The following is a 14,772-nucleotide window of genomic DNA, read 5'->3' as shown; positions in this document are numbered from 1 at the left end:
CGCTGGCCGCGGCCGTATCCGCCCAACCGGGGTCGGGGGTCCGGTTCGACTGGGGCCTGGCGGGTGCGGCCGAACTCGGCCGGGTCTGCGCCGCGCTGGTGGTGGTGGACGTGTTGTCGTTCACCACCACCGTCGAGGTGGCGGTGGGTCGGGGGATGCGCGTGCATCCGTTCCCCTGGGGTGAGCAGGCCGCCGCGTACGCGCGCCGGGTCGGCGCGGTCGCCGCGACCGGCCGCCGGCAGGTCACCCGTGACCATCCGTGGTCGCTGTCGCCGGCCGCGCTGAGCCGGGCTCCGGTGGTGACCGACCTGGTGCTGCCGTCGCCGAACGGATCGGCGATCAGCGCCGCCGCCAGCGCCACCGGGCTACCGGTGGTCGCGGCCAACCTGCGCAACGCCCGCGCCGTCGGGCGTTGGCTTACCAGCCGGGGGTACGGCTCGACTGCCGCCCCCATTGGCGTGGTGGCTGCCGGTGAACGGTGGCCGGACGGATCGCTGCGCCCGTCGGTGGAGGACCAGCTGGGCGCGGCCAGCGTGCTGGATGCCCTCTCCGGGGCGCCCGGCGGGCTCTCGGTGGAGGCGGCCACGGCACTGGCCGCGTTGGCCAGCATCCCCGACGTACCGGCGGCGATCCGCGGCTGTGTCTCCGGCCGAGAGCTGATCGAGGGCGGCTTCGCCGAGGATGTCGAGATCGCGGTACGCCTCGGCACCTCCGACGTCATCCCACTGCTGCGGCAGGGCGTCTTTTCCGCCGCCTGACCGCCCGCGGTGCCCGGCGCTAGTCGTCGAGCCAGTCCAAGCGGCGGCCGCCACGGTCCTGGGGTGCGCCGTCGGGTCGCCCGCGGCCGGCCTGTGCCGGGTCGCCGTAGCCGCCCTGGTCATAGCCACCCTGGTCATAGCCTTCGTCGTAGCCACCACGTTGGCGTGGGGGCTCCTGGCCGTACCCGCCGCTGGCCTGGCCGCCGCCGTAACCACCCTGGTCGTACCCACCACGTGACGGTGCGTCCTGGCCGTATGCGCCGCCGTAGCCACCCTGCTCGTAGGCGCCGTCGTAGCTGGTGTTGTCGTAGCCACCGCGTTGGTGCCCGGCATCCTGGCCGTAGCCGCCGGCCGGCTGGTCGTATCCACCATTCGGCGACGCGCCGTAGCCGCCACCCGACTGACCCGCAGCGTAGCCCCGGTTCGGGTCGGCCTGACCGTAGCCGCCGCCCGGCTCACCCTCGCCGTAGCCGCGAGTCGCGTCGCTCTGGCCGTACCCGCCCGACTCGCCGTGCCGGTAACCCCGCGTCGGGTCGCTCTGGCCGTAGCCGCCGGTGGGCTCGTTGCGGCCGTAGTCGCCGCCGGCCTCGCTCCGCCCGTAGCCGCCCGACTCGGTCTGGCCGTAGCCCGGCCCGCCGGCGTCCGGCTGGTACATCCCGGTGGCGTACGGGTCGGCGGGAGCCGGGTAGGCCGTTTCCTCACCCTGGTAGCGGCCGGTCGGCTCGTCGTACCGCTCGCCGTAGCCGCCACCCGCCGGGGGATAGTCCGGGCCGGCGTTGCCGGCACCGTAGTCGCGGCTGCCGTAGCCGCTGCCGGACGACGGGCTGTTGCCGTAGCTGCTGCCGGAGGCCGGGGCGTTGCCGTAGCCGCTGCCCGACGAGGGGGCATTGCCGTAGCCGCCGCCGGACGAGGGGGCGTTGCCGTAGCCCGCAGCGCCGTAACCGCCCGGCTCGTCGCCGTAGCCGCCGGCACCGGACCAGCCACCCGGTCCGCTCGCCGCGCCGTAGGGCTGCGGCGGTGCGCCGTAGGGGTCCGGCGGGACATCGTCGACCACCGGCTGGTGCATCATCGTCGGCGCGTTGGCCAACCCGGGACCGCCGACCATCGTCGGGTCCGGTGCGGCACCGACCCGGTTCACCACCCGGGTCTGGTCGTCCGCGCCGGCGAACGAGCCACGGGCGGCCGGGACCGCGCCGGCCGGAGCACCGGCGGGCACGTCACCGTCCGGCTCGCCGTCCTCGTTCTCCTTGCGCTTCATCCACAGCAGCACGATCGTGCCGACACCGACGGCCACGAAGAGACCACCCAGCAGGATGAGCAGCCAGTTGCCGAAACCGCCGGAGTCCTCGTTGGAGGCCGCGGCCTGGGCGGCGGCGCTCTCGGCCGCGGTCTCCTCGTCCTCGCCGAGTTCGTCCTCGAACGGGTCCTCGGTCGGCACCGCCGACTCGCTGGCCGACGGGCTGGCGCTCGGGCTCTCCGAGGCCGCCGCGATCGGGAGGGTGATCCGCCGACCGGTGATGCTCTGCCCGGCGTTGGCGGTGAAGCTCGCCACGGCGTTCTTGTTGTCGGCGCTCGCGCCGATGTCGATCCGCCCGGGCGCGATCGGGTTGTCGCTGCTGCCGGTGAACCGGAAGTTGCCGTCGCCGTTGGTGGTGGTGTCCCGCTGCTTTCCGGCACTGTCCTTGAGCAGGACGTACGCGTTCGGCACCGCCTCGCCGCCCTGGTTGACGACCTTGCCGGAGATCGACCGCACCGTCTGCGGTGCCTGCGTCGTCGGCGGCGGCGCTGCAACCATCGTGACTGTGGTAGATGCCTCCTCCGTCTGCCGGATGACTCCCGAGGCATCGGTTGCCTTGACAGTGATCCTGGCCGATCCATTGGTGGCATCGTTGGCGAGCTGGAAGGTGGCTTCGAAAGCACCGCTTGCGTTGACACCGCCGCGATTGCAGCCCTCTACGCAGCGTAGCTTTCCGTTATTCGAGGTGACGGTGACATCCGCCGGCCCTGCGTCATCCTCGAAGTTAAGGGAGTAGCTGATCTTGGTTGTCTTGCCGGCCTCGACCGAACTCGGGGAAGCCGTAACGTCGTTGACGCTCGGGGCGGCGAAGGCGGGTGTGGCTGGGACGGCGAGCAGGGCACCGATCATCAGCGCCACGACCACACCGGCCCGCTTGTGCCAGGCTCGTCGGTGTGTTGACACGTCCACCGCCTTCCGGACTGATCTCCCCTGTCCGGCGGGTGCCGGGCGGGGGAATATCACGGTACGAATACGCCGTCGGCAACTATGCCTTGTCCGGCCGGATCGGCGCGACCCAGGGGCCAGCGTGACGGCCGGCGCGGTCACGCCGTATCGTCCCGTCGTGTCCTCTCCGTACATAAAGTCCGCCTCGGTCGCGGCGGCACTGTCGGCGCTCGATGAGGGGCGTACACCCGAACGGTCGGTGCTCCGCGAGGCGGTCAGGGCCCTGTTGACCCTCCTCGCGGACGGTGCCCCCGGCCGATCGGTGGAGGTGCGAGTCCCACCTTACGGTGCAGTTCAGTGCGTTCCGGGGCCGCGACACACCCGCGGTACTCCGCCGAACACGGTGGAGATGGATCCGGAAACCTGGCTCGGTTTGGCGACGGGACGACTCGACTGGGCGCGGGCAGTCACGGAGGGTCGCGTAAAGGCGAGTGGCGCTCGCGCGGATCTGTCCGCGTATCTGCCCCTCGAACTGCGGTGACGGCTGAGACTGGATGACACAGAGCGCCGATAATGTGACTGTATGTGGCGACATGGATTCGCGTACACTGTCAGGCGACGACAGTGTGGTCCCCGGCCGAGAGGTGCGGAGCAACCCCCGTGGTTCCGCCAGGCCAGTCCAGACCAGCAAGAGGGAGCGGCAGGTGCCCCGAGGCGACGGCCGGCTGAGCCACGACCTTGATCCCCAGCGACCCGGCCCCCAGGACGCGTGTGGTGTCTTCGGCGTCTGGGCCCCGGGGGAGGAGGTCGCCAACCTGACCTACTTCGGGCTGTACGCGTTGCAGCACCGGGGGCAGGAGGCGGCCGGGATAGCGGTCAGCGACGGCTCCGGCGTGGTGGTCTACAAGGATCTCGGCCTGGTGGCCCAGGTCTTCGACGAGCCGACGCTGGCCAGCCTGCGTGGTCACGTCGCGATCGGGCACGCGCGTTACTCCACCACCGGCGCGTCGACCTGGGAGAACGCCCAGCCGACCATCCGGGCGACCAGTTCGGGCACCACCATCGCGTTGGCGCACAACGGAAACCTGGTCAACACCGCCGAGTTGCAGCGCGAGGTGGCCGAGCGTGGCCTGGGCACCGACGGTTCGACGAACGACACCTCGTTGGTCACCATGCTGCTGGCCAGCCGGCCGGATCTCTCCGTCGAGGCTGCCGCGCTGGAGGTGTTGCCGCGACTGCGGGGCGCGTTCAGCTTCGTCTTCATGGACGAGTCGACCCTCTATGCCGCGCGCGACCCGCACGGCGTGCGTCCGTTGGTGCTGGGCCGACTGGAGCGCGGCTGGGTGGTGGCCAGCGAGACCGCCGCGCTGGACATCGTCGGTGCCAGCGTGGTCCGCGAGGTCGAGCCGGGCGAGCTGATCGCGATCGACGCGGAGGGGCTGCGGTCCACCAGGTTCGCCGCCCCCGAGCCCAAGGGCTGCCTCTTCGAGTACGTCTACATCGCCCGCCCGGACGCCACCATCGCCGGCCGCAACGTGCACGCCGCCCGGGTGCAGATCGGGCGGCAACTGGCCAAGGAACACCCGGTCGACGCCGACCTGGTGATCCCGGTGCCCGAGTCGGGCACGCCGGCGGCGATCGGCTACGCCGAGGGATCCGGCATCACCTACGGTGCCGGCCTGGTGAAGAATCCCTACGTCGGCCGTACCTTCATCCAGCCGTCGCAGACGCTGCGCCAGCTCGGCATTCGACTCAAGCTCAACCCCCTACGCGAGAACGTACGGGGCAAGCGTCTGGTCGTGGTCGACGACTCCATCGTCCGCGGCAACACCCAGCGCGCGATCGTGCGGATGCTGCGCGAGGCCGGCGCGGTGGAGGTGCACGTACGCATCTCCTCGCCGCCGGTCTCCTGGCCGTGCTTCTACGGCATCGACTTCGCCACCCGTGCCGAACTGCTCGCCAACGGCCTCGACAACGACGGCATCCGGCGCTCGATCGGCGCGGACACGCTGGGCTACGTCTCGTTGTCCGGCCTGATCGCCGCGACCGAGCAGCCCAAGACCCGACTCTGCCGCGCCTGCTTCGACGGGGAGTACCCGATCGAACTGCCGGTCGGCAACCTGATCGGCAAGCACGTGCTCGAAGGAATCGGCCGCCGGGTCGCCAACCACTCGGCCGACGAGATCGGATCCGCCGAGCAACTCGTCCCGCAACTCGACAACTTCGGCGACCGCCAACCGTCGGCGACCACAAACCGCCCGTAGCACCACCCGGCTGCGGCGCCGGTCACCGTCGACGCGACAGCCGAGAACCACAAAGGGGAGAACCGTGACGCACGTGTCCGAGCGCAGCGGCGCAGGAGGCAGCCCGAGCGGCGCTGGCGGGGACCGTCAGCCCTGGACGGCCGGTTCCGGCCGTCCGGCGCGCAAACGCGCGGTCTCGTACGCGGACGCCGGGGTGTCCATCGAGGCCGGTGACCGTGCCGTGGAGCTGCTCAAGTCGAAGGTGAAGCAGACCCGCCGGCCGGAGGTGATGGGTGACCTCGGCGGTTTCGCCGGCCTGTTCCGGCTAGACACCACGAAGTACAAGCACCCGATCCTGGCCTCCTCCACCGACGGCGTCGGCACCAAACTGGTGATCGCCCAGCAGATGGACATCCACGACACGGTCGGCATCGACCTCGTCGCGATGGTCGTCGACGACCTGGTCGCCTGCGGTGCGGAGCCGCTGTTCCTGCTCGACTACATCGCCACCGGCGAGGTCGTGCCGGACAAGGTCGCCGAGATCGGCGCCGGCATCGCCGACGGCTGCCGGTACGCGGGCTGCGCGCTGCTGGGTGGGGAGACCGCCGAGCACCCGGGTGTGCTGCGCCCCGACGAGTACGACATCTCCGCCACCGGTGTCGGTGTGGTGGAGGAGAGCGAGATCCTCAGCTCCGAGCGGGTCGAGGTGGGCGACGTGGTGATCGCGATGCGGTCGTCGGGCCTGCACTCGAACGGTTACTCCCTGGTCCGGCACGTCCTGCTCGGTGCCGGCCGGATGCGACTGGACGTGGTGATCGACGACTTCGGCCGCCAGCGCACCCTCGGCGAGGAACTGCTCACCCCCACCAAGATCTACGCGCAGGACTGCCTCAAGCTGATCGCCGAGGCCGAGGTACGGGCCCTGGCCCACGTCACCGGCGGTGGCATTCCCGGCAATCTGGTGCGGATCCTGCCGGAACACGTGGACGCCGTGGTCAACCGGTCGACGTGGAAGCCGCAGCCGGTCTTCGACCTGGTCCAGTCCAAGGGCCGGATCGAGGACCCGGAGATGGAGGCGACCTTCAACATGGGCGTCGGCATGTTCGCCATCGTGTCGGCGGAGGACGCCGACCGGGCGCTGGCCACGCTCACCGGACGGGGCGTCGACGCCTGGCAGGTCGGCGAGATCATCGAGGGCACCGGTGAGGTGCGGATGGTCGGCCAGCACACCCGAGGATGATGACTTTGCGCTGATCGTCCGACCACCTGATCAGGGCTTCACCCGAGTGGCCGTCGCCGCCTAGCCTGAAGGGCACCCTCGAGAGCTGTGGGGCGGGCCCAGGCCGGGTCGCGCCCGGCAGCCCAAGACCGCTACGGAGGAGGGCGATGGCTGCGCGGGGACGGTCATTGGGCGGGATGCGGGGCCTGGCCACCGTCCCGTCGTACGTCGTGATGCAGCCCACCACCCTCTGCAATCTCGACTGCGCGTACTGCTACCTGCCGTTTCGGGCGGCGGACCGGCAGATGCCGGTGGCGGTGGCCGAGGCGGTGGCCGCCTCGGTGAACCGGTGGGCGGCCACCGACCGGTTCTCGGTGGTGTGGCACGGCGGGGAGCCGCTGGCCGCCGGCCGGGAGCGGCTGGCGGCGCTGATGGCACCCTTCGGGCCCGAGGTGGAGCACCACGTCCAGACCAACGCCACCCTGATCGACGACGCCTGGTGCGAGTTCTTCGCCCGGCACCGGATGCGGGTGAGCGTGAGCGTGGACGGGCCTCGGGAACGCAACGGTGAGCGGGTCACCCGGGCGGGTCGGCCGGCGTACGACCGGATCGTCCGCGGGGTGGCCGCGTTGCGTCGGCACGGGCTGCCGTTCTCGGCGCTCGCGGTGGTGAACGACCCGTCCCCCGGCCGGGCCACCGAGCTGTACGACTACTTCCTCGACCTCGGTTGTGAGGTGCTCGGCGTCAACATCGAGGAGACCGAGGGCGTCAACACCCGGGACAACGCCCATGCCGCCCCGGCCGTGACCGGGTTCTGGGCCGAGCTGGTCTCGGCCTGGCGGCGGGATCCCCGGATCCACCTGCGGGAGGTGGAGTGGTCGTTGCGGTACGCCGCGGCGGTGCTGGACGGTACGGCGGACGACCTGCTGCCCGGCCGGCTCGACCCGATACCGACCGTGGCGTACGACGGCTCGGTCGTGGTGCTCTCGCCCGAACTGGCTGGTTTCACCGATTCCCGCTACGGCGACTTCTCCAGCGGAAGCGTGCTCACCACCCCGTTGCACACCATCCTGGCCGCGGCGGAGCGCACAACCTGGGTCGGTGAGTTCATCGACGGCGTGGAGGCGTGTCGCTCCTCCTGCCCGTACTTCGGCTTCTGTGGCGGAGGCCACGCGGCGAACCGCTACTTCGAGCTGGGGCGTTTTGACGGTACGGAGACCGAGCACTGCCGCAACAGCAAGATCCGCCTACTGGAGGGAGTGTTGGAGCATGCCCGAGACCACCAGTCACCGGGAGCCTGAGACCGCGACGGGAGACGAGCCCGACCGGGTCGCCGACCGGGTGCGGGCGGTCGCTGCCGGACTCAACGCCCTGCTCCACGAGGCCGAGGTCGCGCGTCGACTACGGGCGGAGGTGGCCGGTGGCGACGGAGCCAGTGCGGTCTGCGCCTGGAACCACTTCGAGAACATCCCGACGTTCTACAACTGGAACAACCGTCCCCGCTGACCCGTCGGTGCCGAGGGCCCGCCACGCCGCCGGAACAGCGTCCGGCCATGGTGGGCCCTCGACTCGTCGGGTGCTGCACGCCGCCGCCTAGCGGGCACATGCGTGAGCACGCGGGGAGTCACCGCGTGCTCAGATGTGACCGGGGGTCAGCGGGTCGGACGGACCCAGTTGTCCGGGTCGTCGTCGGAGTGGTCCTCGTCATCGTCGACGTACTCTTTGTAGTCGTCGTCGAAGTTGCGGTCCGACTTGCCGCTGCCGCCGAGTTCTCGCTGCAAGGCGGCGAGGTCGGTGTTCGGGGAGTGGTACTTCAGCTCCCGGGCCACCTTTGTCTGCTTGGCCTTAGCACGGCCGCGCCCCATGGCTCGACCCCCTCGCACAGAATGCGGGGCAGCCCGAAGGCGGGCCCCGATGACGTCAGGCATCTCTCGTGGCTCTTACGGTACATGGGGATGCCACCGTTCGGCACCTCGGGTTACCTACGACCGCGACCGCGCGTTGCGGTTGTCAGGACGTCACCCAGTGTACCCGGTAAGGAGCGATGCTGGGATCGGCCGTGACATGAGGGCAAATCTCCACGAACACGTCGTATGTTCAGATTAGCCGGCCAGGGTGTCGGGGGCGGGACCACCGGGGCCCCGCCCCGACGGCGTGTCGTCAGCGCAGATGAATCGCGCGCAGTCGGCCGATCTCGGCCATCCGCCGCTCGGCCAGCCGGTCCGCCGCCACGGCCGGCGGCACGCCGTCGGTGTCGGCGAGGCGGAGGATCTCCCGCGTGGTGTCGTAGATCCGGGTGGCCCGCAACTTGGCCCGCTCGAAGTCGAAGCCCTCGATCTCGTCCGCGACCTGGATCACACCGCCGGCATTCACCACGTAGTCGGGCGCGTAGAGGATGCCCCGGTCGGCGAGCAGCTTCTCCACGCCGGAGTGGGCGAGCTGGTTGTTGGCCGCCCCGGCGACGACCTTGGCCCGCAGCGCCGCCACCGTGTCGTCGTCCAGCGCGCCGCCGAGGGCGCACGGGGCGTACACGTCGATGTCGGCGGCGACCAGGGCGGTAGCGTCGTCGACGAGGTGGACCTCGGGGTGGGTGGTGCGTGCCCAGTCCAGGGCCCGCGGGTTCACGTCGGTGGCGACCACCTCGGCGCCGTCCTCCGACAGGTGACCGACGAGGTACTTGCCGACCTTGCCCAGCCCGGCGACGCCGACCCGCCGACCGCGCAGCGTCGGCACGCCCCAGACGTGCTCGGCCGCCGCCCGCATGCCCTGGAAGACGCCCCAGGCGGTGAGGATCGAGGAGTCACCCGCGCCGCCGTGTTCGACGCTGCGGCCGGTGACGTACCGGGTCTCCCGGGCGATCACGTCCATGTCCGGCACGTAGGTGCCGACGTCGCAGGCGGTGTAGTAACGACCGCCGAGGGACTCCACGAAGCGGCCGTAGGCGCGCAGCAGCGCCTCGCTCTTGACCTGCTCGGGGTCGCCCCAGATGACCGCCTTGCCGCCGCCCAGGTCCAGGCCGGCGAGGGCGTTCTTGTACGCCATGCCGCGGGAGAGGTCGAGCACGTCGGCGAGCGCGGCCTCTTCGCTGTCGTACGGGTAGAACCGGGTGCCGCCGAGCGCGGGACCCAGCGCGGTGGAGTAGATGCCGATGATCGCCTTCAGGCCGGTCTGCTTGTCCTGGCAGAACACGACCTGTTCGTGACCCGTGGCCTCCGGGTCGTCCGTGGTGGCGAATACGCCCATGACTGGCTCCTGTGTCGGCGGGCGCCCTCGTGAGGCGCGGACCTGGTCAGCCGGCGGGGATGCTGCCGGTGCTGCGAGCCTAGTATCGGCGGGCGTCGCGCCGTACCCCAGTGGTCGCCGTCCCGCCCCTCGGGCGGCCCGTCCCGGCCCCACCTCCGCCGCGGACGAGGCGGCGCGCAGCGCTTTGCCCGGGTTGCTCCTGCGCCGCGCCAGGTCGCCCGGTGACGCCGAGCAACGCTCGGCTTGCCGTTCGTGGGAGGATCGCGCCGTGCCGTCGCTCTTCGCTTCATACCTGCGCGTGTACGAGCCGCTGACCGCCTTCGACCGGGACCGCCAGTCCTACTGGCGGCGCTACGTCGAGCAGGGGCGGGCCGTGGCGCCGGTCGAGGGGCCCGGCCGGCAGCGGACCTCGGTCATCGAGGCGCTCGGTGCCGGGTGGACGCGGCTGCCGGACCTGCCGGACGAGGCGTACGTGCTGGAGACCGACGAGACGCTGCTGGTGTGCCCGTGGAACCTGCGGATCCGGGTGGCCGAGGCGGCGTTGAGCGCGCGGGACGGCGTGCCGCCGGTGCTGGCCGACGCCTTCGTGCCGCCGGTGCTGGCCGGGCAGGCCAAGGCGGTGGTGGAGGACTGGCGCAGCGGTGCCCGGGTGCTCGAGCACGGCGTTCCCCGGGTGCACGAACAGATCGCGACCTGGGGCGTACCGCTGCGCTGGTTCGTGCTGTTCGAGCCGGAGGAGCGCAACCACGTGACCGTCCCCGACCGGCGCTCGCTGCGCTTCCGGACGGAGATCTCCAAGGCCCGCCGTCGCTCGTCCCGGGCGCTCGCGGTGCTCCGCAAGTCGGTCGGCGACGCGCCGATCACGGAGGCGGTCGAGGAGGCGGCCCGCTGGCTGGAGGAGTTCCACCCGCGGTCGGTGGTGGAACTCGACTACGGCGGGCTGGTCGAGCTGCTCTCGGACGAGACGCTGGCCGAGGACGACTCACCGGAACTGGTCGCGGCCGGGTTGGCCGGGCTGTCCCGGGGCGAGGCGGAGGAAGCGTCGGCGGCGTACGACAAGTTGGTCGCGCGATGGCGCGCGGTGCAACTTCTGGAGCGTTGCAACTAGGGCCTTAATGTCCCAATTTCCGGGCCCAACGCGAGGCTGCTTCGTAGTTGACGCATCACGAACCGTGATCATGAGTCCGAATAAGTTACTTTGTGGCGTGTAAAAGTCGTATAAATCGGGCATGGTTCATCCGTCCGTCTAGGGACGTTCGGCCGTTCGGCCCATGTCGGACATCGGGGACTAGCCGGACCATGGGAGACGCGTCGGCCGGCGGGACCCCGGCCGATGTCTATACATGTGGAGGAGTGACCGATGGCATCGCGAACGCACGAACCAGAGCCGCTACTCACACCGGCCGAGGTGGCGTCGATGTTCCGTGTCGACCCGAAGACGGTGACCCGTTGGGCGAAGGCTGGCAAGCTGAGCGCCATCCGGACGCTCGGCGGTCACCGCCGATACCGCGAGTCTGAGGTCAGGGCACTGCTGCAGGGACAGATTCCGCAGCAGCGCCAGGGGGACTGACCACACGGTTGATAACACAGCTTCACGAAGGGCGGCGGACCTGTTCCGTCGCCCTTCGCCATGTCCGGGCCGGCGTGCCCCGAGCATCGGGCCGGAACGTCAGTCGGTCAGCTCCACCCGGATGCCCACCGTGCCACCCTCGCCCCGGCGCAGCCGGCTGCCGAGCAGGGTCAGCCGGCCGATCACCCGGTACTTCTGCTTGATCAGGCCACGGATGCGATTGGTCGCGCCCGGGTCGTACAGGCTCGCCCGGGCCGGCACCGCCTCGCCGTGTGGTCGGCCGCGTACGTCGCAGGGAGCGACGGTGACCTGCCCGCTGCGGCGGATCCGTTTCACCTTGCCGGCGTCGGCCGCCGACCACACCGCCAGGGCGTCGCCGTCGCGGACCGCCCAGACCGGGGTCGGCACCGCACGACCGTCCTTCCGGAACGTCGTCAGGAGGATGTACTTCTCGGCGGAGAGGCGGTCCAACGTGGTCACGCCGCCAGGATACGGGCGCTGCGGCCAACTGACCGGCCGGATAGCGTGAAGCGTGTGACGGGGGAACCACGAACCGGTGACGTCTTCGGGGAACTGCTGCGCGACGCGCTGGCGGTGGCGACCGGCATCGGTCCCCGGCCGCTGGCCGGTGGGCGCCTGCCCCGCCCGGTCATCGAGATCATCGAGCGGGACGACGGGCTGGTCAACGGCGCACCGGCCGCCCACTATCTCGACGGACCGCAGGACTGGCAGCCGCACGACCACCGCGCGGTCGACCGGGTGCGCGGCGCGACGCTGGACGTCGGTGTCGGCGCCGGACGGATCGCGTTGCTGCTGCAGGAGCGGGGCGTACCGGTCACCGGGCTGGACACCTCGGCCGGCGCGTTGCGGGTGTGCCGCCGCCGGGGCGTACGCGACCTGGTGCACGCGACCGTGGACGAGCACGCCGCGAGCGGGCGGCGGTACGACACCTTCCTGCTGCTCGGCAACAACCTCGGCCTGCTGGAGGGGCGGGAACGGGCGCCGGCCTTCCTCGCCGCGCTGGCGGCGGTGGCCCGACCCGGCGCGCAGGTGATCGCGCACGGCACCGACCCGTACGGCACCCGCGATCCGGTGCACACCGCGTACCACGAGCACAACCGGCGGCGGGGCCGCCTCGGTGGGCAGTTGCGGCTGCGGCTGCGCTACCGCGAGCTGGGCACGCCCTGGTTCGACTATCTGGTCTGTTCGCCGGAGGAACTCGCCGAGCTGGTGCACGGCTCGCCCTGGCAGTTGGTGGACGTGGACAACCGCGACGCGCCGTACTATCTCGCAACCCTGCGGCTGGCCCGCTGACCTCGACGCAGCGCGTGTGGAAACGTCAGGAGGGCCCCTGTCGCACCGGAGGCGGTGTCAGGGGCCCTCCTGACACCTCAGACAGTGATGGTCGGCGGCAGCGGCTCCGGGGGGAGCCCGCCGTCGCCGTCGACGATCTCGTCGGGCTGGCCGTCCTCGTCGATGTCGACCATCGTGACGTCCACCTTGCCGTCGCCGTCGGTGTCGAACTGGAACAGGTCGGCCTTCCCGTCACCGTCGGTGTCGACCACCCACACGTCGGTGCGGCCGTCGTTGTTGGTGTCGGCACGCAGCAGCTCGACGCGCTCGTCGCCGCGCGTCTCGACGATTCCCTCGGCGCCCGCGCCGTCCACGGTCTCCGGTGCCTGGCTCATCTGCTCGTCCTTCCCTCGGTTGTCGGCGGTCTGTACCCGATCTCGTCCGCCCCCACGCATGGGACCGGGGCCGGCGCTGCATAGGGTCGCAGCATGACTGAGCGGAGCGTACGGGCTGATTCCCGGCGTGGCGGCGACCCCGCGCGCCGCAGGCGTCAGCGAGGGGCCGATTCTCACTGTGCGGTGGTGTCGCGATGACGGAACGGTTCGTGGTGGTGGGTGCCGGCACGATGGGTCTCGGCATCGCGTACGTGGCGGCCGGCAGCGGACATGCCGTGGAGCTGGTCGAGGTGGACCGGGATCGGGGTGACGCCGCGCTGCGGCGACTCGCCGACCTCTGGGAGCGGGCCGTGCGGCGGGGCAGGCTCGACGCCGACCAGGCGGACGCCAACCAGGCGCGGATCACCCTGCGGGCAGGGCTCGCCGAGGTCGCACCGGCACCGGACGTGATCGTGGAGGCGGTACCGGAACGGGCCGACCTGAAGCGGGCCGTGCTCGCCGAGGCGGAGGCGCTGCGCCCGGCGCTGCTGGGCAGCAACACCTCAAGCATCCCGATCGCCGATCTCGCGGCGGGGCTGACCCGGCCGGAGCGCTTCTGCGGGCTGCACTTCTTCAACCCGGTATGGGCGATGGCGCTGCTGGAGATCGTGGTCGGCCCGGCCACCGCGGTGGAGACCACCGACGCGGCCGTCACGCTCGCCGGCCGGCTGGGCAAGGATCCCGTCGTGGTACGCGACATGCCGGGCTTCGCCACGTCGCGACTCGGCGTGACCCTCGGGCTGGAGGCGATCCGGATGGTCGCCGACGGGGTCGCCAGCCCCGCCGACATCGACAAGGCGATGGTGCTCGGCTACCGGCACCCGATCGGGCCGCTGGAACTGACCGACCTGGTCGGTCTGGACGTGCGCCTGGACATCGCGCGGACGTTGCAGGCCGCGTACGGCGACCGGTTCGCGCCGCCGCCGCTGCTCGTGGAACTGGTCGCCGCCGGCCGGCTCGGCAAGAAGTCCGGGCACGGCTTCTACCGCTGGACCGACGGGGTTCGCTCGGGCGGCAGCGAGCCGGTCGCGACCACTGGCGGTGCCGAGTCGCCGGAGGCGGCACGATGAGCGGACTGCGGGTCGAGGAGCAACCGGACCGGCTGGTGGTCACGCTGGACCGGCCGGAGAAGCGCAACGCCATCGACACCGACCTGATCGCGACGCTGCACGAGGTCTGCGCCGAGTTGGAGGCACACCCCCGGATGCTGCTGCTGACCGGCGGCACCGACGGGATCTTCGCCGGCGGGGCGGACATCGCCCAGTTGCGGGAGCGTGGCCGGCTGGACGCACTGGCCGCGATCAACTCGGCGGCCTTCGCCCGGATCCGGGCGTTGCCGATGCCGACCGTGGCGGCGATCGACGGCCCGGCGCTGGGCGGCGGCGCCGAACTGGCGTACGCCTGCGATCTTCGGGTCTGCTCGGCGCGGGCGGTGTTCGGCCAGCCGGAGGTGCGGCTCGGCATCCTGGCCGGTGCCGGTGCCACCCACCGGCTGCCGGCGCTGGTGGGCGAGGCGCTGGCCAAGGAACTGCTGTTCACCGGGCGGCGGGTGGACGCGGCGGAGGCGCTGCGGATCGGCCTGGTGAACCGGGTGGTGACCACACCCGACGAGTTGCTGCCGGCGGCCCACGGTCTGATCGACGAGATGGCCAAGGGCTCGGCGTTGGCGCTGCGGTTGACCAAGCTCGCCGTCGACGCCCCGACCGCCGCGCATCCACAGCTGGACCTGGTCAGCCAGGCGGTGCTCTTCACCGACGAGGAGAAGCACCGCCGGATGACGGAGTTCCTGGACCGGCGGCGCGGGCGCTGACGCGCCCGGAAACGGCGACG

The 14,772-nt window shown here is 71.4% G+C and carries 16 protein-coding genes; 11 read left to right on the top strand and 5 right to left on the bottom strand.

All coding sequences use genetic code 11. The features are described 5' to 3' along the window. Positions 1 to 2 precede the first annotated feature (2 nt). Complete coding sequence (locus tag O3597_RS24055; RefSeq protein ID WP_216592760.1) at positions 3 to 758, top strand: 2-phosphosulfolactate phosphatase; 756 nt, start codon at positions 3 to 5, stop codon at positions 756 to 758. Positions 759 to 777: 19 nt separating this feature from the next. Here the strand turns inward: O3597_RS24055 and O3597_RS24050 are convergent, their stop codons facing one another. Beyond that, positions 778 to 2,553, bottom strand: coding sequence for a carboxypeptidase-like regulatory domain-containing protein (locus O3597_RS24050; RefSeq protein ID WP_281602464.1), 1,776 nt, complete (start codon positions 2,551 to 2,553; stop codon positions 778 to 780). Positions 2,554 to 3,118: 565 nt separating this feature from the next. Between O3597_RS24050 and O3597_RS24045 the strand changes: the two genes are divergently transcribed. The 5 genes from O3597_RS24045 to amcA all read left to right on the top strand — a co-directional run bounded on the left by O3597_RS24045 (position 3,119) and on the right by amcA (position 7,908). Continuing rightward, entirely contained in the window at positions 3,119 to 3,481 is a 363-nt protein-coding gene (locus O3597_RS24045) for a sterol carrier family protein (protein ID WP_281604624.1), read from the top strand. Positions 3,482 to 3,644: 163 nt separating this feature from the next. Next, positions 3,645 to 5,204 carry an amidophosphoribosyltransferase gene (gene purF / locus O3597_RS24040; RefSeq protein WP_281602463.1) on the top strand — a complete coding sequence of 520 codons (1,560 nt, stop codon included), beginning with the start codon at positions 3,645 to 3,647 and terminating at the stop codon, positions 5,202 to 5,204. A gap of 64 nt (positions 5,205 to 5,268) precedes the next feature. Further along, on the top strand, positions 5,269 to 6,423 hold the full coding sequence (gene purM / locus O3597_RS24035) for a phosphoribosylformylglycinamidine cyclo-ligase (RefSeq protein ID WP_164446660.1): 1,155 nt from the start codon (positions 5,269 to 5,271) through the stop codon (positions 6,421 to 6,423). 176 nt (positions 6,424 to 6,599) lie between these two features. Then, a complete protein-coding gene (amcB, locus tag O3597_RS24030; protein WP_301282340.1) occupies positions 6,600 to 7,703 on the top strand; it encodes a cyclophane-forming radical SAM peptide maturase AmcB in 1,104 nt (367 codons plus the stop codon). Then, complete coding sequence (amcA, locus tag O3597_RS24025) at positions 7,672 to 7,908, top strand: multiple cyclophane-containing RiPP AmcA (protein WP_164446656.1); 237 nt, start codon at positions 7,672 to 7,674, stop codon at positions 7,906 to 7,908. The genes amcB and amcA overlap by 32 nt, the downstream gene beginning before the upstream one ends. 146 nt (positions 7,909 to 8,054) lie before the next feature. Here amcA and O3597_RS24020 read toward each other — a convergent pair whose 3' ends face one another. Together O3597_RS24020 and O3597_RS24015 are read right to left on the bottom strand one after the other, a co-directional pair. Then, positions 8,055 to 8,267 (bottom strand): DUF3073 domain-containing protein, encoded by a 213-nt coding sequence (locus tag O3597_RS24020; protein ID WP_093403828.1) that lies wholly within the window; start codon positions 8,265 to 8,267, stop codon positions 8,055 to 8,057. A 295-nt stretch (positions 8,268 to 8,562) separates the two neighbouring features. Continuing rightward, complete coding sequence (locus O3597_RS24015) at positions 8,563 to 9,645, bottom strand: Glu/Leu/Phe/Val dehydrogenase (protein WP_164446654.1); 1,083 nt, start codon at positions 9,643 to 9,645, stop codon at positions 8,563 to 8,565. Positions 9,646 to 9,913: 268 nt separating this feature from the next. On the opposite strand from O3597_RS24015, the gene O3597_RS24010 reads away from it, so the two are divergent. Both O3597_RS24010 and O3597_RS24005 read left to right on the top strand, forming a co-directional pair. After that, positions 9,914 to 10,753: a hypothetical protein gene (locus O3597_RS24010; protein WP_164446652.1), complete on the top strand. Its 840-nt coding sequence runs from the start codon at positions 9,914 to 9,916 to the stop codon at positions 10,751 to 10,753. Between the two features lie 252 nt (positions 10,754 to 11,005). Beyond that, positions 11,006 to 11,215 (top strand): BldC family transcriptional regulator, encoded by a 210-nt coding sequence (locus O3597_RS24005; protein WP_007073996.1) that lies wholly within the window; start codon positions 11,006 to 11,008, stop codon positions 11,213 to 11,215. A gap of 99 nt (positions 11,216 to 11,314) precedes the next feature. On the opposite strand, the gene O3597_RS24000 is transcribed toward O3597_RS24005, so the two are convergent. Continuing rightward, positions 11,315 to 11,695 (bottom strand): PPOX class F420-dependent oxidoreductase, encoded by a 381-nt coding sequence (locus O3597_RS24000; protein WP_164446650.1) that lies wholly within the window; start codon positions 11,693 to 11,695, stop codon positions 11,315 to 11,317. Between the two features lie 54 nt (positions 11,696 to 11,749). Here O3597_RS24000 and O3597_RS23995 point away from each other — a divergent pair, with 54 nt between their 5' ends. Then, positions 11,750 to 12,529 (top strand): methyltransferase domain-containing protein, encoded by a 780-nt coding sequence (locus O3597_RS23995; protein ID WP_164446649.1) that lies wholly within the window; start codon positions 11,750 to 11,752, stop codon positions 12,527 to 12,529. Between the two features lie 77 nt (positions 12,530 to 12,606). Here the strand turns inward: O3597_RS23995 and O3597_RS23990 are convergent, their stop codons facing one another. Beyond that, positions 12,607 to 12,903: a hypothetical protein gene (locus O3597_RS23990; RefSeq protein ID WP_164446648.1), complete on the bottom strand. Its 297-nt coding sequence runs from the start codon at positions 12,901 to 12,903 to the stop codon at positions 12,607 to 12,609. A gap of 194 nt (positions 12,904 to 13,097) precedes the next feature. On the opposite strand from O3597_RS23990, the gene O3597_RS23985 reads away from it, so the two are divergent. Both O3597_RS23985 and O3597_RS23980 read left to right on the top strand, forming a co-directional pair. Further along, a complete protein-coding gene (locus tag O3597_RS23985) occupies positions 13,098 to 14,012 on the top strand; it encodes a 3-hydroxyacyl-CoA dehydrogenase family protein (RefSeq protein WP_164446647.1) in 915 nt (304 codons plus the stop codon). Further along, positions 14,009 to 14,752 carry an enoyl-CoA hydratase/isomerase family protein gene (locus O3597_RS23980; RefSeq protein WP_281602462.1) on the top strand — a complete coding sequence of 248 codons (744 nt, stop codon included), beginning with the start codon at positions 14,009 to 14,011 and terminating at the stop codon, positions 14,750 to 14,752. Before O3597_RS23985 ends, O3597_RS23980 begins: the two co-directional genes overlap by 4 nt. The last annotated feature ends 20 nt before the right edge of the window (positions 14,753 to 14,772 follow it).

The organism is Verrucosispora sp. WMMA2044, from assembly GCF_027497155.1.
Classification (GTDB): domain Bacteria; phylum Actinomycetota; class Actinomycetes; order Mycobacteriales; family Micromonosporaceae; genus Micromonospora; species Micromonospora palythoicola.
This window is presented reverse-complemented; position numbering and strand designations above follow the sequence as displayed.

What these genes read in the sequence shown, in the direction of transcription:
- O3597_RS24020 (WP_093403828.1), bottom strand. Translation starts at nt 8,267, where the DNA reads ATGGGGCGCGGCCGTGCTAAGGCCAAGCAGACAAAGGTGGCCCGGGAG.
- O3597_RS23980 (WP_281602462.1), top strand. Translation starts at nt 14,009, where the DNA reads ATGAGCGGACTGCGGGTCGAGGAGCAACCGGACCGGCTGGTGGTCACG.
- O3597_RS24050 (WP_281602464.1), bottom strand. Translation starts at nt 2,553, where the DNA reads ATGGTTGCAGCGCCGCCGCCGACGACGCAGGCACCGCAGACGGTGCGG.
- O3597_RS23990 (WP_164446648.1), bottom strand. Translation starts at nt 12,903, where the DNA reads ATGAGCCAGGCACCGGAGACCGTGGACGGCGCGGGCGCCGAGGGAATC.
- O3597_RS24005 (WP_007073996.1), top strand. Translation starts at nt 11,006, where the DNA reads ATGGCATCGCGAACGCACGAACCAGAGCCGCTACTCACACCGGCCGAG.
- amcA (WP_164446656.1), top strand. Translation starts at nt 7,672, where the DNA reads ATGCCCGAGACCACCAGTCACCGGGAGCCTGAGACCGCGACGGGAGAC.
- O3597_RS24015 (WP_164446654.1), bottom strand. Translation starts at nt 9,645, where the DNA reads ATGGGCGTATTCGCCACCACGGACGACCCGGAGGCCACGGGTCACGAA.
- amcB (WP_301282340.1), top strand. Translation starts at nt 6,600, where the DNA reads ATGCGGGGCCTGGCCACCGTCCCGTCGTACGTCGTGATGCAGCCCACC.
- O3597_RS23985 (WP_164446647.1), top strand. Translation starts at nt 13,098, where the DNA reads ATGACGGAACGGTTCGTGGTGGTGGGTGCCGGCACGATGGGTCTCGGC.